Source organism: Wolbachia endosymbiont (group B) of Eupithecia inturbata, assembly GCF_964030915.1.
Lineage (GTDB): Bacteria > Pseudomonadota > Alphaproteobacteria > Rickettsiales > Anaplasmataceae > Wolbachia.
Window position 1 is genome coordinate 1559913 of sequence record NZ_OZ034987.1, and the last position, 22815, is coordinate 1582727.

Here is a 22815-nt window from a genome sequence, read left to right on the forward strand (position 1 = left end):
TGAGTTTCTATAAAGATTCTGCACCACCTATAACTTCAATCAAATCAGTTGTAATTGCTGCTTGACGAGAACGATTATAAAGTAATGCTAGTTTATTTAGCATTTCTTTTGTATTTCTGTTTGCTGATTCCATAGCAACCATCCTAGCACTATTTTCACTTGCTGCACTTTCAAGTAAAGCAGAATAAAGAGCAGCTGTAACATAATCTTGAGTCAAAGATTTTAAAATAAACTCAATATTTTGTGGTTCATACTCATAGCTGTAATCTGTTAGAGGACTAACTACAGAATTATCAATTAATAATGAGTCTTTACTCCATGGTTTTATTGTTTCTAATATTGGCTTTTGCATGAAGGTATTATAGAATTTACTGTAAAAAACCTTAACTTTATTGTATTTACTTAGATCTATATCACTAACCAAGGCTTCCACACGCTTTAGTGTGATTCCCTTACTATTTTCAACCTTCAAGATATTTTTAGAATTAAATCTATTTTTGCCTGTCTCAAAAGCTTTCTTACCAAAAAAAACAATGTCTACTTTCTTATCATTTGCAATTAATTTGTTTATATGCTCCTGACTGAATTTAACAACAGAGGAGTTAAAGCTGCCACATAAACCACGATCAGATGCAATAATAAATACTAGGAAAGAATCTTCATTATTGATATTTAGAATTCTTGCTAGTAACTCTTGATCCGCTGATAGCGCTAGTGAAGAAATAATGCTATGCAGCTTAGATATATGCAATTTTGAATTTGATAATTTCTTTTGGCTTTGTAATAATTTTGCTGCAGAAACCATTTGCATTATTTTCGTGGTTTTCTGCACAGACTTAATATTTTTAATTCTTAAGGATAATTCCTTTAAGCTCTTCATTTTGTATATAATTCTAATTTATTAAAATATATAACTGGTAATGTCTAAAAACAAGTTTTTTTGACATTGGAGTCAAACCTAACTAAGAAACTCACAGATTTACTGTTTTGAGATAAAGATTATATTAAAGCAATCTCGATGTAAAAGTATCACACCTTATGGAGTCTTATAATATAAGGTAAATACAATTAAGACTATTGCAACTTGAGCACTTATAATCCCATTGCTTTAGCTCTTTATTACAATCAGCACATTTCCAACCTGGATCAGGCACAGCTTCTGAGTCCATCCTGTTTAACCAATAAATTGCTTGATCATACTCTTGCAACATAATCTTGAGCTGTACCATAACAAGGTAGATTGATATGTAATTAGCTTTTTTCATAGCAATATCTAAATGCTGACTTGCAAGATCATATTTCCCTAAGCTAATTGAAGACAAAGCAAGCAAGCAATAACTAAAATAATAATCAGGGCGTAAGTTATATAGTCTTTCAGCGCCTTTATTATTTAACTTGATATACATTCTAGCTGATTGAGGAGTAGGATTTACTCTATACTCTTCCTCTAATACTGTGGAAGCTTTTCTGATTTTTTCAAGCTTGATATATAATTCTGCCTTTAAATAATTGATGGGCTGAAAAGTTGCATAATGACTTTGTGCTTTAGCTAAATAATCTATAGCTTTGTAAAAACTTCCTTTACTTTCGTATTGCTTTGCTAAAGCGCAATAAAAAACCGCTAACATCTTTTTAGGATCAAAGGGAAGAAAAATATTGAATTTGATAGCTTCCTTTAACTTTGAAATTGCATTTATCCAATCTTCTTGCAATATACAATGCTCTATTTGAAAGGGAATAGACAAAATTTTATCATTAATTGAACTAGAGCAATATTCTATAAATTTTTGAAAGACTAACCTTTCTTGCTTTAGGTGAATAATCAGTTTATTGATCAGAAGTAGAGCTAAGTTGCGATTTTTACTTGCAATACTCGTTAAATTATGGCTGAAAAAGCTGTAATTTCCCGTTTTACCTGAATTAAAGAGCTTTACTAAAGATAATTTATCACTTTCTTCATTTAGATTTTTAATTAGCTTATTGGTGTTCTCTATATTACCTAAGTCTAAGCTAAAGAAAGCTTCAAAAAGAAGCAATTCTTCCCTACTTCTTCTTCTATTTTTTATGTTAGCAAATGTTGATGAAATAGAAGAACAAAAACGTGCAACTGCAATCAATAAAAATAATAAGACTACGCAAGCAAGAATAACGAAATATAGATCAATACTTATAGTGTAATTGCCTAATTCCAATTTTATTACTTCACCACTTACCTTGATCCATATGCCAAATAAAAACGAAAAAGCAAAAATTATAAAATAAATCATGAGATGTATTGTAATAAGTGACGATATATTATTGAAGTATTCTTGAAAGCTACAATAAAATCATTCAATTTATTAAGCCATGGTTTGAATTCTGGGTATGTTAAGTCACTTATTGCGGTGGCTATGCTCTGCCAATCATTATCGCTTATTAATTCTTCAATTTCCGCAAGCTTTAACCTGAGTGGATCACTACGATCATCTATCTTTATCCAATTTGAAATGATTTTTTTAAACAAGTTACTTTTATTGTAGTTAATAACAGTCATGTTCTTCTCAAAAGACAATTTCAACCCGCGTAAAGTATCTACCTCTTTCAAATTTTCCAATTCATTTACTGCATTTTCTATCTCTGGATCGTCAAGCTCTGATATCAAAGGCTTTATTGAATTTATATGATTATCAAACTTGGCTTCTCGCAATAACGAATTCTTCATCTTAATCACAAGTAGCAGCAACTTTGCGAGGTTCTTATTCCTTAAACTACCATCACCTTGCTCACATTGAGTGTGCAGATTTCTCTTTAAGTCAAATATCCTTTTCTCTACCCTAGATTGATTCACTTCAAGCAATACTCTAAGTTCATCCATCCTTTCCGTTAAACCATTTATACTATTTTCACTTTCTTGCTGATTTATTTTGAAAAATATTATGTTATTTATTGCAATATGGCTAACAAATAACAATATAATTAAGAACCAACCTATGCATTTTTTTCGAGTATCATTCATAACGTAATATCTCCGCTGGGTCTTGTGCAGCTGCCTGCAATGCAGGAGGAATTGTTGCTAAAAATGACAAGAACAATGCAAGTGCAGAAATGTTCACTACATCTTGAGAAACTAATATCACTGGCAAACTTGAAAAAAAGTATATCATAGGATCAAATAGCTTGATGTTGGTAATGTTTTCTAAAAACACTCTAATATTTTCAATGTTGAGAGAAAAAATAACTCCTATAACAGAGCCAAGACAAGTTCCTGTAAAACCAATTAACAGCCCACAAGCACAAAATATGCGCATAATGCTTCCACTTGTTGCACCAAACGTACGCATAATTGCAATTGCGGATTTCTTTTCTTGCACTATCATCATCAAACTTGAAACAATATTGAATGCTGCCACAACTATAATCAAAGTAAGAATTAAAAACATCACATTTCTTTCAGTTTTTAAAGCATTAACATAATGGCTTTGCTGAGATTGCCAACTTTCAGCTTTCATTCCTGTTTCTTCTACTATAGCATTTGCTAGCTTATTAGCCGCAGCAATATCGTCTATGAACACTTCTATATTTCTCACACTATCTTTATAATTAAAAAAAGCCTGAGCTGATTTCATGGGCATATACATCAAGGTATTGTCGTACTCAAACATACCCATATCAAATATTGCTACAACTTTATATTCTTTCATTTTTGGTATTTCACCAGACAGTGCGTCAAATCCTTCAGTTGATATAAGCATAATGTTATCACCATAATCAATATTCAAAGCTTCTGCTAATCTTGCCCCTATTATGATACCTTCATCGAATTTTTCCACGTTACCCATAATTACATTATTCTTAACGGTAGTGTTATTAAATAAGTCTTTAGCTGATACACCACGAACTACGCTACCCACAATTCCACCATTTGATGCAACGATCACTTGATCATTGGTCATAGAAGTAGCTTTTAATACACCTGGGATTTTCTCAATAGATTTTAACACTGCGTGGTAATCTGAATTTATGCTTCTATCAAAGTAAACATTAATATGGCCATTAATGCCAAGTACAGAGTCGAGCAGCTTTGCTCTGAACCCATTCATTACAGACATTACTACTATTAGCGTTGCAACTCCAAGAGCAATACCAATAATAGAAAACAAGGCCATTATAGAGCAAAATCTAGAATTCTTTGCTCGCAAATAGCGAATAGCCATAGTAAATTCAAAGGCAATAGACATTATACTAAGATTTAAATATCATACTTTTTATGCTTCATATAACTGTAATTTTTCCTTTACCTCAAATTAGGTTGTCTAAATTTAGCAAGCTTATAGAATATATTCAATATTCTATATTAAGACCTTCCATATATATCGTCCGATCTTACTATATCATTATCAGATAAAAACTTTCCTACCTGAAACTCAACTATCTCAAGAGGAAATCTTGTACTTTTATTCTCAATTTTATGAAACACCTTCCTTGGAATCTCTACTACATGATTTTTTGTTATAGCATATGTTTTGTCATCTAAACTCACGCATCCAACCCCTGATAGTATTATATGGTACTCATCTCTATAGTGGTGAAATTGCTTAGAAGTGCAGCTCAGTGGATTTATAAAAAGGTATTTTATAAGAAAATCCTTACCCATTAAAATCACACTATAAAATCCCCATGGCTTAATCTCTTTCCTTGTTGGCTTTGCTTCTTTAACTTTATTAATGAACAACATTAGGCTCTTATTTTGCCGTTTATAAACTCTACCTAATAAAATCTTTTCATCATTTTCTGTCATCAAAACTGGCTCTCTTCCTTTTGTTACATGCTGAAATGAAACTAAATTCTCACTAAATCTCTTACTCAGTTCTAAAACTGAACTCCAAGTACCAATATCCATCCAATCAAAATTAGCTTCTACCATTGCAATATTTTCTGCTTTTTCTATCACTAGGTGATCAATAGATGTATCACCCATTCCTGCACAATTTTGCTGTTCTAAATACAGAAATCTCTCTCGTGGTACAAAATGCTTCATACTTTCACAACATAAATTATAGAGAGTCGGAGCAATTTTTTTTATCTCATCTATATAGCGTTTTGCTCTAAACACAAATATTCCAGAGTTCCAATAATGATTATTGTCCAGCTCATATTCAGGCTTTTCTATAAAGCTCTTTACTATGTGATATTTCCCTTTCTGACCATATACTGCATTTATATAGCCGTATTCCGAATTGAATTCATGAGGCTTTATCCCAAAAGTGACTATAGAGTCAGTTTCAGAGGCTAGCTTAGACGCTTTCTCAATAGAAACATAAAAACTATTCAAATCACCTATAAAATGGTCTGAAGGCAGAACTAAGATTGTCTCGTTCCTATCGCAGAGAAGCACAGCAATTAGTATTGCTGCCGCTGTCCCAATTTTAACTGGTTCAAAAACTACTTTACATTCCTGTAATGCATGTAATTCCTGCATCAATAATGACTCATATTACCTCAGTTGCGGATTAGCCAACGAAGTAAAGCTTAGAAATGCAGGGCTTTTTCGGCTGCATGGAATATGAAACAAGCGTAGAAAAAATGTGTACCAAAAAATTTATCGGTGATCTATGTCTTGTATGCTCAATCTCAAAGTTGTTTTTCAGAGAGCCAAAAACTGTCTCAATAATCGATCTTTTTCTTAACAAAATCTTCTCATTTAGCGCCATTAATGAGTTTTTCATACCCTTTTTTATACTGGTTACAAGCTTTAACCCTCTATCGAATAATTCGTGAAAAAGATCTTTTTTGATATATCCTTTATCTCCAAACAATAATCCAGTCAATTTCTGAGTTAAATTTGGCACAGGTTTTCTATCATCAATGTTGCCTTTTGTCACCGTAACCCCTTGAATTTCGCCAGCTTCGTTGATTACTAGATGTAGTTTAAAACCGAAAAACCACCCATAGGTAGTCTTTCCAATCTTTGCCAACCCTTTGAAAACTTTATTTCTCGAGGTCCTTTTTGGATGGCAAACAGCGATAGATGTTGCATCTATGTACGAAATCCCTGTCACTTTTGACTGTTCGCAAAACCATTGCATTAAGAGCACTAAATACCATAAAACCCTAGATTTTAGCCTAATAAACCTACTATAGGATGGCAATTTTGGAAACGCTGATTCGTATAATAATTTCAAATAATGCACATAGAAAATTTTAAAATTGTCGCACTTGGATTGGTGATATAGCAATATTATGGTAAGAATCTCTGAATGCGTAATCTCTGGCGTCCTGGTTGGTTTTTTGCTACTTGGTAGAAGTTTTTCTGCAAAATTCTTGTCAACTGAATTGCAAAAATCGTCGATCAGGCAAAATAATTCTGTTATATTTTCATTCATTGGTAACCTCTCTATTTTGTAAATAATTTTCCGAGGTTACCCTATTTTCCTGGCTTTTTCACTGATTTCTAATCCGCAACTGGGGTATATTGTATATTTGTGGTAATGATGGGTGGCATATAATCGCCTTTTAGCCTCAACAAAGTGTTGTGAAACATAGTATTTTGACTAAATATTTTCTGAAATTGCTTTGGCTTAGATAGAGGCCAAAGTCTGCTGCCACTACCACCACACAGTATTACAGGGCGCATTTAATTAAGATATTAATTATTTGATTAATATCTTATACTAACGGCAAAATGCATGCAAGTTTTTATTGTGAGATGATTAAAGTAAAAAGTAATTTAAAGTAATGGTTGACTACGAGCGTGATGGAGTCCCTACATTTCGTGATGAGTCTTGTCTTCTTTCTATCTCTCTATCAATATGAGGAGTGTTGCTTTTTTGATTAACGGCTGCAGCTACTTTTTCATCAGTTTTGTTTTGCAACTTTTCCTTTAAGCTTTCTCCAACACCTAGTTCTCTAGATTTATCTATACTTTCACTATTTTTGCTCAACCCCTTCTCTAAGTTTTTTTCAATATCTGATTTTCTAGCGTTAAGCTCTTTCCATGTACCCGCTATGCTAAGTGGCTTATGATCCTTCTGCTTCGGCTTTGGCCTTTCCCCATTTGTAACAACATTAAAGTCGCTTTTTACTTCTTTCCAACATTCTTTCAATTGGTGTTTCCACATAGTAAGATAAGCATCACCATACTTTTTCTCATTTGCTACAAACAATAAAATTGGAGCCTTAAGTATGGTAGCTCCCATATTCACTAAATTTTTTACTGCCATTGCAGGGGTGAACAAAAGATAGCCAAAAGACTTTGCAATTGGGTTTTGTTCGCTTATTAAATACTCCCCTAACTTTATAGGAAGAGAGGTCAACAATTTAGTACAAACTTTAGCCAAGCTTGTAGCAAAAACGATAGAAACAGATATAAGACTTTTATCTAGCTCTAGATTACCATCCTGATCTCTAATTTCTGAAAAATGGGTGCTTAGCTTCTTGTAATCACTAGCGTATAGTAATTTTCCATTTCTTCCTTTTTCATCTCTATCTTTCTCATCAACTTCTCCCGTGTCATCATTGATGAAGCAACCTTTTTTAGCAAGAAAAGAAGAATTAGTTAATCTAAGTAACTTAGTATCAACCTCAAAGACCGGCAAGTGTTTTTCAAGATCTATTTTTGAAAACTTAAATGGCTTATAAAATTTACTATAATCATTAACCTCACGCCTACCTTTACTAACTAAAAAGTCAATAGTAAAGTAAGATTTTTTATCAATTTCCTTAACCAAGGCTAGATCAAATTTGTATTCATTATATATAAGCTGGTACTCTGGATTTCCGTCTTTATCTTTTACAAGCTTGTCATTTTTTTTTACAACTCTCCCAGAATCTACAATCTGATCATAATTTTTTGGATATTGACACTTTCGTCCATCCTCATATATCATTACCTTTCTAAGGTCTTTGACATAAACTTGAGACTCAGATGAACTAAATAGATCCTTCACCTTTAGCGTAAGGTCTATTCCCCACTTTTTCAATGTCTCTAACATATTGCTAAACCAAAATCGCTATAGTTCAATAATAAAACTAGTACACTAATAATATATTAACATAGAACTGGCAACTTTACAAGAAAATATGCCTATAAAAGAAAAAAGTCGTAAAAGCAAGGACTATATAAGTAATGCTTGATAAGTATTTCATGCATGTAATTGTAAAAATCCTTAGAGGTACTCTGTCTATATAATCTTCACACACTACCTGCATTCCAAGAACTGCATGCCAAAAAATGCAAAACACCAGTATAACAAAAAACAAAAGCTCTAGTGGATGATTAATAGCCTGAAATAATTTTTCATTAAAAGATAAAGGGCTATCAACATAAAATGTGCAAGAAAATGAGTAAATAAACCAAGGAAATAAAAATAACAAAATCACCGCAGAAACACGCTGGATCCACCAATGATGTACTGAATTTACAGATTGACTCATATAAATATAAATAAAAAAGCCATAGTAGAAAGAAATAGCATTATTGTTAGTAATATAGCACTTTTTAAAACACTAGCAATTTCTAAATTAAGCCCAGCATCCCACAATAAATGACGAATACCATTAAGAAAATGATATATAAAGCTTACAAAGCATAAGATATAAGCTAATTTAGCAACAGGAGTGAACAATAATGCATTTAAGCACCTTACTATAATTAACTTAGGGGAGTAAACATATAATATAAAATACCAAGAAAGTATGATTAATAAAAGAAATAGCAAGATACCAGTCAATCTATGCATAATAGAAAAAAAACTAGTAACTTGTACTTTATATATTTGTAAATGTGGGGAAAGAGGCCTGTTACTCATAAAATTTCGTTATCGAGAAATTAAAAAATAAAGTAGAAGTAAAGACAGCAGTATAGTACATAATGACACTATTATTTGAAATGGTGAATTACGTACAAAGCCTAAGGAGGTAATCCAGCTGCAGATTCCCCTACTGCTACCTTGTTACGACTTCACCCCAGTCACTGATCCCACTTTAAATAACTCCTTCCTTGCGGTTAGGCCATTAGCTTCGAGTGAAACCAATTCCCATGGCGTGACGGGCAGTGTGTACAAGACCCGAGAACGTATTCACCGTGGCATGCTGATCCACGATTACTAGCGATTCCAACTTCATGTACTCGAGTTGCAGAGTACAATCCGAACTGAGATGTCTTTTAGGGATTAGCTTAGGCTTGCGCACCTTGCAGCCCATTGTAGACACCATTGTAGCACGTGTGTAGCCCACTTCATAAAGGCCATGATGACTTGACATCATCCCCACCTTCCTCCAGCTTATCACTGGCAGTTTCCTTAAAGTACTCAGCATTACCTGATAGCAACTAAGGATGAGGGTTGCGCTCGTTGCGGGACTTAACCCAACATCTCACGACACGAGCTGACGACAGCCATGCAACACTTGTGTAAAATCCGGCCGAACCGACCCTATCCCTTCGAATAGGTATGATTTCCATGTCAAGAAGTGGTAAGGTTTTTCGCGTTGCATCGAATTAAACCACATGCTCCACCGCTTGTGCGGGTCCCCGTCAATTCCTTTGAGTTTTAATCTTGCGACCGTAGTCCCCAGGCGGAATGTTTAACGCGTTAGCTGTAATACAGAAAGTAAACTTCCCATATTTAACATTCATCGTTTACAGCGTGGACTACCAGGGTATCTAATCCTGTTTGCTCCCCACGCCTTCGCGCTTCAGCGTCAGATTTGAACCAGATAGACGCCTTCGCCACTGGTGTTCCTCCTAATATTTACGAATTTTACCTCTACATCAGGAATTCCTCTATCCTCTTTCAATCTCTAGATTAATAGTTTTAAAAGCAATTCCAAGGTTAAGCCTCGGGATTTCACTTTTAACTTATTAACCAGCCTACGCGCCCTTTACGCCCAATAATTCCGAATAACGCTAGCCCTCTCCGTATTACCGCGGCTGCTGGCACGGAGTTAGCCAGGACTTCTTCTGTGAGTACCGTCATTATCTTCCTCACTAAAAGAGCTTTACAACCCAAAGGCCTTCTTCACTCATGCGGCATGGCTGGATCAGGCTTTCGCCCATTGTCCAATATTCCCCACTGCTGCCTCCCGTAGGAGTCTGGACCGTATCTCAGTTCCAGTGTGGCTGATCATCCTCTCAGATCAGCTATAGATCATTGCCTTGGTAGGCTATTACTCCACCAACTAGCTAATCTAATATAGGCTCATCTAATAGCAATAAATTTTTCCCCCGTAGGGCGTATACGGTATTAGTTGCCGTTTCCAACAATTATTCCGTACTACTAGGTAGATTCCTATACATTACTCACCCGTCTGCCACTAAGTTATACCATAGCAAGCTACAATATAACTCCGTTCGACTTGCATGTGTTAGGCCTGCCGCCAGCGTTCATTCTGAGCCAGGATCAAACTCTCAAATTTAGACTTCAACCTATAAAAGGTTGAGGGTACATCGGATAAATCCGACAAAAAATAATTTAGCTTAATACTGCTGTCTTTATTTCTACTTTAGAAATATTTTAATCTCCAACTATTCAAACAACTCTAAGAATATTATTATGTGATATAATCACTATGTCAATATGTTTTTGCAAATCAAAAGCATTAATGTATAAATATATAACTATTTGGAATATTACCATGAAAAAATACATCTTTCTGCTTGCACTCGCGCCAATGTTAGTTGGCATCACATTATACTTATTGCGCAACATTGATAACACAAAACAATCTATAACTGCAGGTGACAAGTTTTACGAAGTATTATTCTTAAAAAAAGATAATAAGTCACTGCTAGAAGAAATAGATTCAAATTGGGAGTATTTAGCAAATTTTGAACGCGCATTCAATCATATCTCAGATTCAATGCCAACAGACACAGCATCTATTATTTATAATGATTTGGCAGACGATAAAGATGCTCCTGATGTTTTGCGTGAGTTAGCACAATACTTAGAAGTAATAAGCTTACTTCACTCCAGCGGTGAAAAAACAAATAGAGATAAAATTAGTAATTTAGAATCAAATGCAGTGTACCCTTATTCAAGCCAAGAAGCTATCGCTATAGTAAAGATACACAGTAACGACATTAAAGGTGCAATTGAAATATTGCATTCATTATTAAATGATAGAGAATGTCCGACTCTAATCAAGGCCAATGCACAAGAATTACTTCGGATATACGAAAACTAAAAAACTTGCTTGCATAACAATTTGGCAGCGCATCTGATGAAATAAAGAACTTTACTTGACAAACCTCCCTATTTTATTATGGCACTAAAAGTATTTATGACTCAAAATTTGTTTTTGACTGTAGGATCAATCACAAAATCCAGTAAAAACTTAGGTGTTTATTGGTAGATTACGTAAAATTATAGCGGTTTTTTAAATTTTTTCTATACTCAGCCAAGTCGCGCTTGTTAGAACATTATTACAGCACCACTTACAGTAATATAGAGTCAAAATTTCACTACTCAGAGGTTCCTTTTACCTTTTTATTTAGTAAGACTTCTCTATATTTATAGTTAATATATCAAAGAATAAACTTCACTCGCAGAATGTCATTCTAGCACTAAAATGACAAAAAGAGGATAAAATCGCAATAGCTATGTATCAAGCACCGTTGTATTTTCTCTATATTTTAGATTACTTTGTTTACCCCCCTCCCTTTACCATTCAGCTACGCAGATAGTTACTACAAACCGTAAAGATGTTTAAAACCCCAGTTGCGGATTAGAAATCAGTGAAAAAGCCAGGAAAATAGGGTAACCTCGGAAAATTATTTACAAAATAGAGAGGTTACCAATGAATGAAAATATAACAGAATTATTTTGCCTGATCGACGATTTTTGCAATTCAGTTGACAAGAATTTTGCAGAAAAACTTCTACCAAGTAGCAAAAAACCAACCAGGACGCCAGAGATTACGCATTCAGAGATTCTTACCATAATATTGCTATATCACCAATCCAAGTGCGACAATTTTAAAATTTTCTATGTGCATTATTTGAAATTATTATACGAATCAGCGTTTCCAAAATTGCCATCCTATAGTAGGTTTATTAGGCTAAAATCTAGGGTTTTATGGTATTTAGTGCTCTTAATGCAATGGTTTTGCGAACAGTCAAAAGTGACAGGGATTTCGTACATAGATGCAACATCTATCGCTGTTTGCCATCCAAAAAGGACCTCGAGAAATAAAGTTTTCAAAGGGTTGGCAAAGATTGGAAAGACTACCTATGGGTGGTTTTTCGGTTTTAAACTACATCTAGTAATCAACGAAGCTGGCGAAATTCAAGGGGTTACGGTGACAAAAGGCAACATTGATGATAGAAAACCTGTGCCAAATTTAACTCAGAAATTGACTGGATTATTGTTTGGAGATAAAGGATATATCAAAAAAGATCTTTTTCACGAATTATTCGATAGAGGGTTAAAGCTTGTAACCAGTATAAAAAAGGGTATGAAAAACTCATTAATGGCGCTAAATGAGAAGATTTTGTTAAGAAAAAGATCGATTATTGAGACAGTTTTTGGCTCTCTGAAAAACAACTTTGAGATTGAGCATACAAGACATAGATCACCGATAAATTTTTTGGTACACATTTTTTCTACGCTTGTTTCATATTCCATGCAGCCGAAAAAGCCCTGCATTTCTAAGCTTTACTTCGTTGGCTAATCCGCAACTGAGGTTTAAAAGAAATCTAATTTTTTATCAACTCATACATTTCATTACCAACTTCACAATAAGGTTCTGCAGTTGGATAAAAATAATCAAAAAAGAAATAATCCTTTAGTATTTCTGTGCTGCATCCAGAATTATAGTAAGTATCAAGCCTTCCTTTAAATATCAACAAGAGTATCTTTATACTTTTTCCAAATCACCCTCCCCCAAACTGGTCTACGATGTTTGATAGGTATGCATCTCGATCATTTAACCCTTTGCTCTTATATTTACCAAGCATACTTTTCATTTTAGAATTAAGATCGAATGCTTTTATTTCAAGATCTGCACCTTTCTTCATATAATCTAAATCATTAGCTAATTTTGTATTGAAACTCTGTGTAAGCTTTGCAGCCAGCTCTCTTGCTTTTCGTCTTTATTAAAGCTAGTATCAAACCAACCTCAGTCACATTTGCAACAATCACATGCTTTACACCATATTCATTTAGAACCAAATGCATTACATATTTCACTAACCGCTTTATTTCAATACTTTTTCTGCTTTAACATTGTTATAAGCAGTGGCACCCATAATATTATTTCCTCGATTATAATGAAAAATAAAATTTCCTTTACCTACGTCTGGATGATGTTTAATTACTGCGTTTAGCTGATTAACTAAACGAAATTTATTGAGGAAATAAGAAAAAATAGGGTTAAGAATTTCAGATGCTGTTGCATATAAAATCGCATAGTTATGACCTTACTGTTCATAGTATCGATCAAAAAATGAGCATCTCCATGATGACTTAAATTCTTCTAAACCTAAATACCTTGCTACATATTCAACAACAGTAAGGCCATTGCTAAAAATCCTCCTTAATAAAAAGGGGCATTAAGTTTCACGTTTCTTACAAAGGATAAGTTATTAAAATTTCAATAATTACACCATTATCAGATAAACTATCACCCAGAACACAAAAATTTTTACACTTTGAATTAGAGTTATTCTTTTCATTTGCCATAACATTCAATATCTAATCATACTGCTCTATGAAGCCTATAAAAAAAGAAAAATAGGGTAAAATTATAGAACTTTGGCTGAATTTTACCTATTTTTTGAGCAGCCCTTCTGCCTTAAAAGAAACCTCTAAGTTTTTTAGCACGGCTTGGATGTTTCAACTTACGTAGTGCTTTTGCCTCTATTTGCCTAATTCTTTCACGTGTAACATTAAAAATTTTTCCTACTTCTTCTAAGGTATGCTCCTTTCCATCTTTACCAAGGCCAAAGCGCATCCTTAGAATTCTTTCTTCTTTTGGTGTTAAAGTTGCAAGAACATTGGTCGTAATACCGCGCAAGTCGGCAAGTATTGCAGCATCCTCTGGTTTAGAAACTCGCTTATCTTCTATACAATCACCGAAGGTACTACTATCATCCTTTCCTGTTGGAGCTTCAAGACTTACTGGATCTCTTGCTATTTTCATAACTTTACGTATTCTTTCTATCGGCATTGCCAATTCTATACTTAATTCCTCTAATGTTGGCTCTCTACCCATTCCATGAGTCATCTTTCTTAATGCTTTATTGATTTTACTGATAATTTCCACCATATGAACTGGTATTCTAACTACTTTAGACTGTTCAGGTATTGCCCTAGTTATTGATTGTTTTACCCACCAAGTACCATAAGTCGAAAATTTATATCCACGTTTGTAATCAAACTTATCTACAGCCTTCATAAGACCAATATTGCCTTCTTGTATCAAGTCAAGTAGATCAAGTCCTCTTTTTGAATACTTTTTAGCAATTGAAACCACTAGCCTTAAATTAGCCTTTATCATCTCTTGCTTTGCTTCAGAGACTTCTCGTTCGTGTTTTTGTATTCTCTTGATTAGCTCCTTAAACTCTTGTACTTTATCTCCTTGTAGATAACTCTTAATATTTCTTAAGGCACTAGCTATATATTCATAGTTATCGTTTATAAACCTTAAGAATTTATTTTTTAATTCACCTGTAAAAAGGGACTGATTTTCATTCTTCTTTAAAAGACTGATTTCGCTCAATTCGTGCTCTAAAAGCACAGCACAATAAATATTATAGAAACTTTCTCTATCAATATCGTACTTTCTAGCCTCAGTAATAAGATTAGCTTCTTCAAACGTGATTAGTCTATTTATTTCGTAAAGTTTTTGTGTAATTCTGGCAATAGCAGCATCACTAAACTGAATTTGTAATGCTACAGACCATATTTGATTATATAAATTTTCTAGCTCATTAGAGAAATCTTTAGAATTTTTTTTCAATACCAATGCTTCATTTGTTAAAGTAATGATCTCATCCAATGCTGTGATAACCTTTGGCAATAAATCACTTTCCATTTCAAGAACAGAAATGTTTAAATTCGCTGAACTTATATCTTCACTCTCATTTCCCTTTTCATCGTTGCCTTTTTCCTCATCATCAACATAATCTTTAACATCTTCAGCTTCACTTTCTTCTTTGGCTACCATATTGAAATCAGAGTTATAAATTGCATCTAGATTTATCATTTCTCTCAGCAAAAAAGTTCCCCCACTTAAATCATCACGCCATGTTTTGATCATGTTGAATGCCACTGATGTTTCAATTATTGCACGTAACATGTTATACTTTTCAGATTCAATTTTTTTTGCTATCTTAATTTCATCTGCTCGTGACAAAAGCTTTACAGAGCTCATATCTTGTAAATAAATCCTTACTGGATCATCATTTTGCACTAAAGTTGTAGTAGTATTCAACGATGTCTCATCATCATCAAGCTTATTACCATCATCATTAGAAGGAGCTTCTTCCTCATCTTCACTACTTTCGAGTATGTTAATTCCAGAGTCTTGCAATAAAGCTATAGTATCATCTATAAAATCAGGTGGAAAACTTTCATCTGACAACTTATCATTTATATCATCAAAAGTGATAAAACCGCCCTTTCTTATACTTTTGGTTACAAGATCTTTGATGATCTTTTTCCTATCTTCCGTACCATTAATAGTTGACATCATTACCTTTACAGTTTATAATTTTATTTCTTATTTATCAAATAAACTTACAATTAGCAAGCTTATAGTTTTATTCTTAATTTATAGTTACTTGCTACTTCATATAGTTTAAGATACTGTCAATTTATTCACACTCTTCTTAATCAACTAATCTCTCCATTCTTACTACTATGGACAATCCAACTGAAAATGTTGCAATTCCAACCACTATAGCAGTAAGCATTAAGACGTGAGGTATAGGATTGGTATATAAGTGAAAATTTGAAGTCAATATAGGAGGTAAAGAACTTTTTACATACCCTAAAGATATGTAAAACAACAAAACAGATGCTTGTAAGACACTTAATCCCATCATTTTTTTGATTAAGTTTTTATCATTTACAATGATATAGAAACCTAGCACCATTAATATAGTAATGCCTACATAATTATATAGAGTCATTGTTTTTTCTTGCGAGCAAAATTTATATATATGATTAACATGGAAGAAGAGACGGTAAGCAATACACCCAGCTCCACTAAGAAAATACCCAATTTTTGACCTGTTCTACTATCAGCTGACAATATACTATAGGATAAAAAATTTTGGCCAAACAAAACTGTTATAATACCAGCTCCTCCATAGGTTAAAATACCTAGTACGTTAGTAAATTTGATAATAGAGTAAGGTATTGCTTTTAAAGTTGTAGGTATATCAAATAACATAGAATATAATATTATCCCAGAAGCAATAATTATTCCCGCCTGAAAACCTCCACCTGGAGTATAGTCACCATGAAACTGTATGTATAAACCAAACAAAATGATAAAAGGTATCATCAAAAATGTTACTGCACTTAATACCGGATCTTTAATCACTTTCTTTCTCTTCTAATATTAACATTATACAAAGTGCAGCAGTAAAAACTACTATAGTTTCTCCAAATGTGTCATAGCCACGAAAGCTTGCTAAAACAGCTGTCACTATATTAGGAATACCAATAGCTTTTTCAGTATTTTCTACATAATAAGGAGCAACGTGCAAGTGAACTGGAGCATTATGACTGCCAAAATCTGGTAATTGAATCATAAAGTATGATAAACATGCAGTCAAAAATAACATAAAAAAAAGTGTTGTGGGGCTATGAGATAAATTTGCTTTGTAATTCTTTACCAAAGAGAGTGCTGCAAACGTAAAGACTGTGCTCAATCCTGCACCAACAGAAGCTTCAGTAATTGCAACATCTGGCGCATTCATAATCAAGTACATAAGTGCAATAAGTGAACTAAATACACACATTAGAACAGCACTTACAACCAAATGTTTCGAAAGAACTATAAAAACTGTAACCGTGAGTAACAGCAAAAGTAATATTAGATTCAGTATTTCTAGCATCTTAACCTTCTTTAATAGTCTTTACTTTTATAATAAGTACGCGCTAAAATATAACTGTTAGTTGAATTGGCTATCCATATTATAAAAATCAATAATATAACTTTAATAGTATTGATTGAAAATTCATTTTGCCAAGCAAAACCAATCAACAACAACATTGCGCCACTAGAATCTGCAATACCTGCAGCATGTAGTCTAGTATAGAAATCAGGAAATACTACTACTCCTACGCTTGAAATGACTATTAAACAAACACCTAAAAATATGAGAATGGATGCTACCATAAATTATCAAAACAACATTAATCTCATTAGCGCTATAGTTGATATAAAGCTGATGCTAGCATATAGTAATGCTATATCAATTAAAAAAAAATCATTCAGAGTAATCGATATTGCTGTTATGAGTAAAACTACTTGTGTTGATAAACTATTGAATGCTAAAATCTTATTGTACACATCACTTGACCTAAATACTATACAACATAACATTACACTCATACAGAACAAAAGCGCATAGATAGCAATACTAATCATTTATAAGCTATTATAACCTCTGCAGATTTCTAAATCGGTACTTCTTCACCACTATCTTGATCATCTATTTCATCATCGTGGCTTTCTTGACTTATATCCAGACTTGTGTTAAGTTGATGATCAGAAAAATTTAACAAATTTGCTAGCTTACTTGGACTATTAATATAAGTATTATCTGTGTTTCCTTTCATGTGCTCCTTGCACCTTTTCACCAAAAGGTTAAACAACTCATGAGTATTCACCTTCTTTTCTGCTATTTCATATAAAGAAACTATCGTATCCTTATGATCTTTAAACTTAACCATTTCAACGGGATCGCTTGCCCCTGTACTCAAATCATGCGTTCTTTGACTTGCTAGCAGAACCAATTTAAAACGGTTGTGTACCTGTTCTACACACTTTTCTACAATAGACTCAATCATAAAATACTACCTTGATAAACTTTATACTATATCACAAAAAATAAGATGTCAACTTCGGATCTATTGAGATCCAATTCTACATTCTACTTTTTCTTCTTTAGCTTTTACTGATTGATTTTCTGTTATTGTAATTGTTATTTCATGATCAAGCTTTTTCAAAAAACCTAACAGTCTCTCTAAAGAAAAACCACTTGTCTTACCACTTTTAATTTGTGACACCTTTGGTTGATCAATACCAAGTTTCTCAGCCGCACAAGCTTGAGTCCAAGTATTTTTTCCTATAATTTTACTTATTATGCTCAGCAATTTTTTTTTTATTGCTTCACTATCCAGATTGTTTAATGATATTGTTTCCATAATTTTTACTCTCACATACCAACTAGCTTTATTAAATATTATATCATAATATTTAATATACCAATATATTAATATTATATAATTTGTCAATAACTATAATGATATACTGATACTCAAAATTTTAAATTGACTATAATTTTTACAAAATACTAGTAATTTCAAACTATTATTTTGTAAAAAACTTACTATTAAAGAGAATAAGTTGAAATTGCAAAGTTTAAAATACAGAAATAATCATTTTACAAACTCGTTTTAGAGACTGTACATGATCTCAAGAAAGGAATAAAGCAGGAGATAGAGTATGTAAATTATGAAAACAGAGCAAGATGAGTAGGAGAAAAACTGAGTAGAGTTCTGTAGAAAGAAACAAAATCAAGAAGATTTAGGATATATTTTACATAGTGTTACAGGTCCTAAAAAGTGGCTTCAGTGAATCAACAATGTTTTCAAAATGGCAAGATTATTTTAATAAATGAAGTAAAAAACATAGCGGAAGTAAAGAAAGTGTTTTGAAATATATATAAAAAAGTAATTGCAAAGAAACAAATAAAAGGATGTAACTGTAGAAATCTTTGCCGTATTGTCAAAAGGTAAGTCTCTAATACTCTTATAGAAAAGTGTAGACAATTGTGATAAGCAAAATTCAATACTAGCTTACAAATCGTCTTCTTGCTTCCACCGCTTTGCTTCTAAAAAGATTATGAATAGACCCTTATATCCGAAATTTATACCTCTATATTTTAATATAGGGATTCATTTCAATTTTTAAAGTTTCTATTTAATAAGAATGCTATATCATATTCGTAATTTAATTTAAATATCTGTTGCTTCTGAAATACTATTTGGTTAGTAAATAAAATCATGTCTAATACAGAAAAAATGAAAAAGGATGTTGCTGTAATTATGGGAAGCGAGTCGGATTATGGCACTATGGTGCATGCTATTAACCTATTAAAAGAATTGGGAATTTCACATGATGTATTTATAATATCCGCACACAGAACACCAGAGAGACTCTTTAATTTTACTAAGTCTGCTCAAGAAAAAGGCTTTAAGGTTATTATAGCTGGTGCAGGAGGAGCGGCTCATTTACCTGGTATGACTGCATCGCTTACTTATTTACCTGTTATCGGTATTCCTGTGCATAGCAAGCAATTAAACGGGCTAGATAGTCTATTATCTATAGTGCAAATGCCAAAAGGTGTTCCAGTTGCAACAATGTCTATAGGAGAGAGTGGAGCATGCAATGCCGCTATTACTGCTGCATCTATATTGTCGATTTCTAATAGTGAAATTGCAGATAGATTAAAAAAATGGAGAGAGGGGCAAACTAAAGCAGTAAAAGAAAAACCAACATTATAATGGCAATAGTTCTTTTAGATACAAAAACCATAAATCGTATAGCAGCAGGAGAGGTAATAGAAAGGCCTGCAAGTGTGGTAAAGGAATTAGTGGAAAATGCAATAGATGCCAGAAGCTCAGAGATAGAAATTAAGATAGAAAGTGGTGGGCGTAACCTCATTACTGTAATCGATGATGGTAGCGGAGTAAAAAAGGATGATTTAGAACTTGCGTTTATGCGCCATGCTACTTCAAAATTGAGTGACAGTGAATTGATAGAGATCAAGCATCTTGGCTTTAGAGGAGAAGCTTTGCCTTCAATTGCAGCAGTAAGCAGAATAAAATTATCATCTAAGGCAAGCAAAGCAGATCAAGCATGGTCTATAAGGTATGAGGCTCACTTTTACCCACAAGTATAAAAAGCAAGTAAGATAGAGAAAAATATACTGAGTAAGATGAGGTAAAAATGTGTGAAGTAAATAGAAATGTACAATGTGCTGATGGCTTAGGAGATAAATGGCTAGAAAAAGAGTTGAGACATGTTAATCTGGGAGATGTAAGGCTTAATAAAAGACTTATTAAAACAAGCTATTTAATAGAGAATAAGGCGTCTGGGTCAATTAATCAAAGCTGTGTAGGATGGAAAGAAGCTAAAGGTGCATACAGATTATTTAGCAATGAAAAGCTTGAAGCTAAGGAAATTTATTCTTCCCATTATAAAGAAACTATAGAAAGGATAAAAGGAGATGAGATTGTATTTTCAGTTCAAGATACAAGTTATTTGGATTTTGACTCTCATATAAAGACTAAGGGTCTAGGTAGTATTTCTAAAGCCTATACAAAACATAAAAAGGGTTTGTTATTGCACAGTGCCTTAATAGTTAACAAAGACGGATTACCTTTAGGGCTATCTTCTCAACAGTGTTGGGCACGTTCTATCAGGGAAGAAACAGCGCAAGAAAAAGCAAACAGGAAATACCGTACTGCTATAAAGGAGAAAGAAAGCTATAAATGGATAGCGGCACTAAAAGAAACCCTAAATAACCTCGCAGAAGGTGCACAGCTTGTTACTATTGGTGATAGGGAAGCAGATATTTTTAAGTTTTTATGGACTATTGAATCATTGGATAGTTTTTATGTAATCCGCAACCGAACTAATAGGAAATTCATCTGTATTGAAGGGGGAAAAACGGATTTGCAAACACGTATAACTCAACTGCCTGTAAAAAGGGAAATTGTTTTGAATGTTGCTGAAAATAAATACCAAATCTCAAGAAAAGCTAACATTGAAGTCAGGTATATGAAAGGCTATATACCTATCAGATCTTCTTACATTTATGGATCGAAAGATACAGAGCATAAAATAAGTGATAAAATCGCTATATATGTAGTAAGTGCCAAAGAAACAAATCCTCCTGAAAGAGTAGAAGCTATTGATTGGACTTTGCTGACTAATGTACCAGTTAATAGCACTTTAGATGCTATAGAAAGGATCAATTGGTATAAGCTAAGATGGAAAATCGAGGAGTATTTTAGGATTTTAAAATCAGGATGTAAGGTAGAAAGCTCTCGTTTAGCTACAAAAGAAAGATTAGAGAAATTAATCGCTATAAAGAGCATTATTGCATTTAAAATTTTATATTTAACAAAAGTCGCTTTATCGAATCCCATGGAGGTTTGTACCAAGGTTTTAAGTAATGAAGAGTGGAAAACCCTTTACATACGTGAGCATAAAGTAGCCAAATTGCCAGAAGAACCTCCAAACATAAAACAAGCTATTATTTGGTTAGGAAAATTAGGTGGATTTATGAATAGAAAAAGTGATAATTTACCAGGAACTATGACTCTATGGCGTGGTTATGAAAACCTCAGGGAAAGCATGGTTATGCTTCGCATAATGACCTCTCAAAGTTGTGGGTAAAAGTGAGGGTATTAGGGGGGAGAAAAAATAGGAGAGCTTGTTCCTTATCCTTTATCGATAGGAACATATATTGAAGTACGAGATTTATTTTTTGCCACACCAAATAGACTAAAATTTCTCAAAACCGAAAGGGCAGAAACACAAAGCATTGTTGATATTGTAAACAACTTAGCAATGATCAATTATGGAATTGAGTTTACTCTTATCTCCGATAATAAGAAGCTTCTTAAACCTCAGTTGCGGATTAGCCAACGAAGTAAAGCTTAGAAATGCAGGGCTTTTTCGGCTGCATGGAATATGAAACAAGCGTAGAAAAAATGTGTACCAAAAAATTTATCGGTGATCTATGTCTTGTATGCTCAATCTCAAAGTTGTTTTTCAGAGAGCCAAAAACTGTCTCAATAATCGATCTTTTTCTTAACAAAATCTTCTCATTTAGCGCCATTAATGAGTTTTTCATACCCTTTTTTATACTGGTTACAAGCTTTAACCCTCTATCGAATAATTCGTGAAAAAGATCTTTTTTGATATATCCTTTATCTCCAAACAATAATCCAGTCAATTTCTGAGTTAAATTTGGCACAGGTTTTCTATCATCAATGTTGCCTTTTGTCACCGTAACCCCTTGAATTTCGCCAGCTTCGTTGATTACTAGATGTAGTTTAAAACCGAAAAACCACCCATAGGTAGTCTTTCCAATCTTTGCCAACCCTTTGAAAACTTTATTTCTCGAGGTCCTTTTTGGATGGCAAACAGCGATAGATGTTGCATCTATGTACGAAATCCCTGTCACTTTTGACTGTTCGCAAAACCATTGCATTAAGAGCACTAAATACCATAAAACCCTAGATTTTAGCCTAATAAACCTACTATAGGATGGCAATTTTGGAAACGCTGATTCGTATAATAATTTCAAATAATGCACATAGAAAATTTTAAAATTGTCGCACTTGGATTGGTGATATAGCAATATTATGGTAAGAATCTCTGAATGCGTAATCTCTGGCGTCCTGGTTGGTTTTTTGCTACTTGGTAGAAGTTTTTCTGCAAAATTCTTGTCAACTGAATTGCAAAAATCGTCGATCAGGCAAAATAATTCTGTTATATTTTCATTCATTGGTAACCTCTCTATTTTGTAAATAATTTTCCGAGGTTACCCTATTTTCCTGGCTTTTTCACTGATTTCTAATCCGC

General features: G+C 33.3%; 22 protein-coding genes, 1 rRNA gene and 4 pseudogenes. 6 read left to right on the forward strand and 21 right to left on the reverse strand.

Annotated features, from left to right (window positions below; translation table 11 throughout):
- Window positions 1–7: 7 nt before the first annotated feature.
- The 11 genes and pseudogenes from atpG to ACQH21_RS07580 all read right to left on the reverse strand — a co-directional run bounded on the left by atpG (window position 8) and on the right by ACQH21_RS07580 (window position 10392).
- Window positions 8–880: an ATP synthase F1 subunit gamma gene (atpG, locus tag ACQH21_RS07530; RefSeq protein ID WP_063630933.1), complete on the reverse strand. Its 873-nt coding sequence runs from the start codon at window positions 878–880 to the stop codon at window positions 8–10.
- Between the two features lie 166 nt (window positions 881–1046).
- The gene (locus ACQH21_RS07535; RefSeq protein WP_425384178.1) at window positions 1047–2267 is read right to left on the reverse strand and encodes a tetratricopeptide repeat protein; all 1221 of its coding nucleotides are present in this window, start codon (window positions 2265–2267) and stop codon (window positions 1047–1049) included.
- On the reverse strand, window positions 2264–2995 hold the full coding sequence (locus tag ACQH21_RS07540; protein ID WP_425384179.1) for a hypothetical protein: 732 nt from the start codon (window positions 2993–2995) through the stop codon (window positions 2264–2266). The genes ACQH21_RS07535 and ACQH21_RS07540 overlap by 4 nt, the downstream gene beginning before the upstream one ends.
- Window positions 2988–4217, reverse strand: coding sequence for a lipoprotein-releasing ABC transporter permease subunit (locus tag ACQH21_RS07545; protein WP_264375965.1), 1230 nt, complete (start codon window positions 4215–4217; stop codon window positions 2988–2990). Before ACQH21_RS07545 ends, ACQH21_RS07540 begins: the two co-directional genes overlap by 8 nt.
- 116 nt (window positions 4218–4333) lie before the next feature.
- Window positions 4334–5473: pseudogene (locus ACQH21_RS07550) on the reverse strand (sugar phosphate nucleotidyltransferase); the annotation flags it as partial.
- Window positions 5474–5489: 16 nt separating this feature from the next.
- Window positions 5490–6362 (reverse strand): IS982 family transposase, encoded by an 873-nt coding sequence (locus tag ACQH21_RS07555; protein WP_425383942.1) that lies wholly within the window; start codon window positions 6360–6362, stop codon window positions 5490–5492.
- Between the two features lie 86 nt (window positions 6363–6448).
- A pseudogene (locus ACQH21_RS07560) lies at window positions 6449–6613 on the reverse strand (sugar phosphate nucleotidyltransferase); the annotation flags it as partial.
- 109 nt (window positions 6614–6722) lie between these two features.
- Window positions 6723–7970, reverse strand: coding sequence for a hypothetical protein (locus ACQH21_RS07565; RefSeq protein WP_139686622.1), 1248 nt, complete (start codon window positions 7968–7970; stop codon window positions 6723–6725).
- A gap of 76 nt (window positions 7971–8046) precedes the next feature.
- Entirely contained in the window at window positions 8047–8412 is a 366-nt protein-coding gene (gene sdhD, locus ACQH21_RS07570) for a succinate dehydrogenase, hydrophobic membrane anchor protein (protein WP_064085698.1), read from the reverse strand.
- On the reverse strand, window positions 8409–8786 hold the full coding sequence (gene sdhC / locus ACQH21_RS07575) for a succinate dehydrogenase, cytochrome b556 subunit (protein ID WP_425384180.1): 378 nt from the start codon (window positions 8784–8786) through the stop codon (window positions 8409–8411). The genes sdhD and sdhC overlap by 4 nt, the downstream gene beginning before the upstream one ends.
- 102 nt (window positions 8787–8888) lie before the next feature.
- A 16S ribosomal RNA gene (locus tag ACQH21_RS07580) occupies window positions 8889–10392 on the reverse strand.
- A gap of 153 nt (window positions 10393–10545) precedes the next feature.
- Between ACQH21_RS07580 and ACQH21_RS07585 the strand changes: the two genes are divergently transcribed.
- Window positions 10546–11163, forward strand: a complete 618-nt coding sequence (locus tag ACQH21_RS07585) for a hypothetical protein (protein WP_353281627.1) — start codon at window positions 10546–10548, stop codon at window positions 11161–11163.
- A 612-nt stretch (window positions 11164–11775) separates the two neighbouring features.
- Complete coding sequence (locus ACQH21_RS07590) at window positions 11776–12648, forward strand: IS982 family transposase (protein WP_425383942.1); 873 nt, start codon at window positions 11776–11778, stop codon at window positions 12646–12648.
- Between the two features lie 202 nt (window positions 12649–12850).
- Here the strand turns inward: ACQH21_RS07590 and ACQH21_RS07595 are convergent, their stop codons facing one another.
- The 9 genes from ACQH21_RS07595 to ACQH21_RS07635 form a co-directional block, all read right to left on the reverse strand.
- Window positions 12851–12994 (reverse strand): hypothetical protein, encoded by a 144-nt coding sequence (locus ACQH21_RS07595; RefSeq protein ID WP_029237693.1) that lies wholly within the window; start codon window positions 12992–12994, stop codon window positions 12851–12853.
- 776 nt (window positions 12995–13770) lie between these two features.
- Window positions 13771–15669, reverse strand: coding sequence for an RNA polymerase sigma factor RpoD (gene rpoD / locus ACQH21_RS07600; protein WP_425384181.1), 1899 nt, complete (start codon window positions 15667–15669; stop codon window positions 13771–13773).
- A gap of 139 nt (window positions 15670–15808) precedes the next feature.
- The gene (locus ACQH21_RS07605) at window positions 15809–16111 is read right to left on the reverse strand and encodes a cation:proton antiporter subunit C (protein WP_010404276.1); all 303 of its coding nucleotides are present in this window, start codon (window positions 16109–16111) and stop codon (window positions 15809–15811) included.
- Window positions 16108–16527: a Na(+)/H(+) antiporter subunit B gene (locus ACQH21_RS07610; RefSeq protein WP_010404274.1), complete on the reverse strand. Its 420-nt coding sequence runs from the start codon at window positions 16525–16527 to the stop codon at window positions 16108–16110. The genes ACQH21_RS07605 and ACQH21_RS07610 overlap by 4 nt, the downstream gene beginning before the upstream one ends.
- The gene (locus tag ACQH21_RS07615; protein ID WP_010404272.1) at window positions 16520–17044 is read right to left on the reverse strand and encodes a DUF4040 domain-containing protein; all 525 of its coding nucleotides are present in this window, start codon (window positions 17042–17044) and stop codon (window positions 16520–16522) included. Before ACQH21_RS07615 ends, ACQH21_RS07610 begins: the two co-directional genes overlap by 8 nt.
- A gap of 11 nt (window positions 17045–17055) precedes the next feature.
- On the reverse strand, window positions 17056–17328 hold the full coding sequence (gene mnhG / locus ACQH21_RS07620; protein WP_012481981.1) for a monovalent cation/H(+) antiporter subunit G: 273 nt from the start codon (window positions 17326–17328) through the stop codon (window positions 17056–17058).
- A gap of 6 nt (window positions 17329–17334) precedes the next feature.
- The gene (locus tag ACQH21_RS07625; protein WP_010404268.1) at window positions 17335–17580 is read right to left on the reverse strand and encodes a monovalent cation/H+ antiporter complex subunit F; all 246 of its coding nucleotides are present in this window, start codon (window positions 17578–17580) and stop codon (window positions 17335–17337) included.
- 29 nt (window positions 17581–17609) lie between these two features.
- Window positions 17610–18002 carry a DNA-directed RNA polymerase subunit omega gene (gene rpoZ, locus ACQH21_RS07630; RefSeq protein WP_425384182.1) on the reverse strand — a complete coding sequence of 131 codons (393 nt, stop codon included), beginning with the start codon at window positions 18000–18002 and terminating at the stop codon, window positions 17610–17612.
- 60 nt (window positions 18003–18062) lie between these two features.
- A complete protein-coding gene (locus ACQH21_RS07635) occupies window positions 18063–18359 on the reverse strand; it encodes a helix-turn-helix domain-containing protein (protein WP_064085421.1) in 297 nt (98 codons plus the stop codon).
- 861 nt (window positions 18360–19220) lie between these two features.
- Here ACQH21_RS07635 and purE point away from each other — a divergent pair.
- From purE to ACQH21_RS07655, 4 genes and pseudogenes are all read left to right on the forward strand, one after another.
- A complete protein-coding gene (purE, locus tag ACQH21_RS07640) occupies window positions 19221–19721 on the forward strand; it encodes a 5-(carboxyamino)imidazole ribonucleotide mutase (RefSeq protein WP_213863892.1) in 501 nt (166 codons plus the stop codon).
- Window positions 19721–20095, forward strand: a pseudogene (mutL, locus tag ACQH21_RS07645) (DNA mismatch repair endonuclease MutL); the annotation flags it as partial. The gene purE and the pseudogene mutL, both read left to right, overlap by 1 nt.
- 71 nt (window positions 20096–20166) lie before the next feature.
- The gene (locus ACQH21_RS07650) at window positions 20167–21621 is read left to right on the forward strand and encodes an IS4 family transposase (RefSeq protein WP_425384012.1); all 1455 of its coding nucleotides are present in this window, start codon (window positions 20167–20169) and stop codon (window positions 21619–21621) included.
- A 15-nt stretch (window positions 21622–21636) separates the two neighbouring features.
- Window positions 21637–21852, forward strand: a pseudogene (locus tag ACQH21_RS07655) (DNA mismatch repair endonuclease MutL); the annotation flags it as partial.
- Window positions 21853–21865: 13 nt separating this feature from the next.
- Here ACQH21_RS07655 and ACQH21_RS07660 read toward each other — a convergent pair.
- Window positions 21866–22738 carry an IS982 family transposase gene (locus ACQH21_RS07660; RefSeq protein ID WP_425383942.1) on the reverse strand — a complete coding sequence of 291 codons (873 nt, stop codon included), beginning with the start codon at window positions 22736–22738 and terminating at the stop codon, window positions 21866–21868.
- Window positions 22739–22815 lie beyond the last annotated feature (77 nt).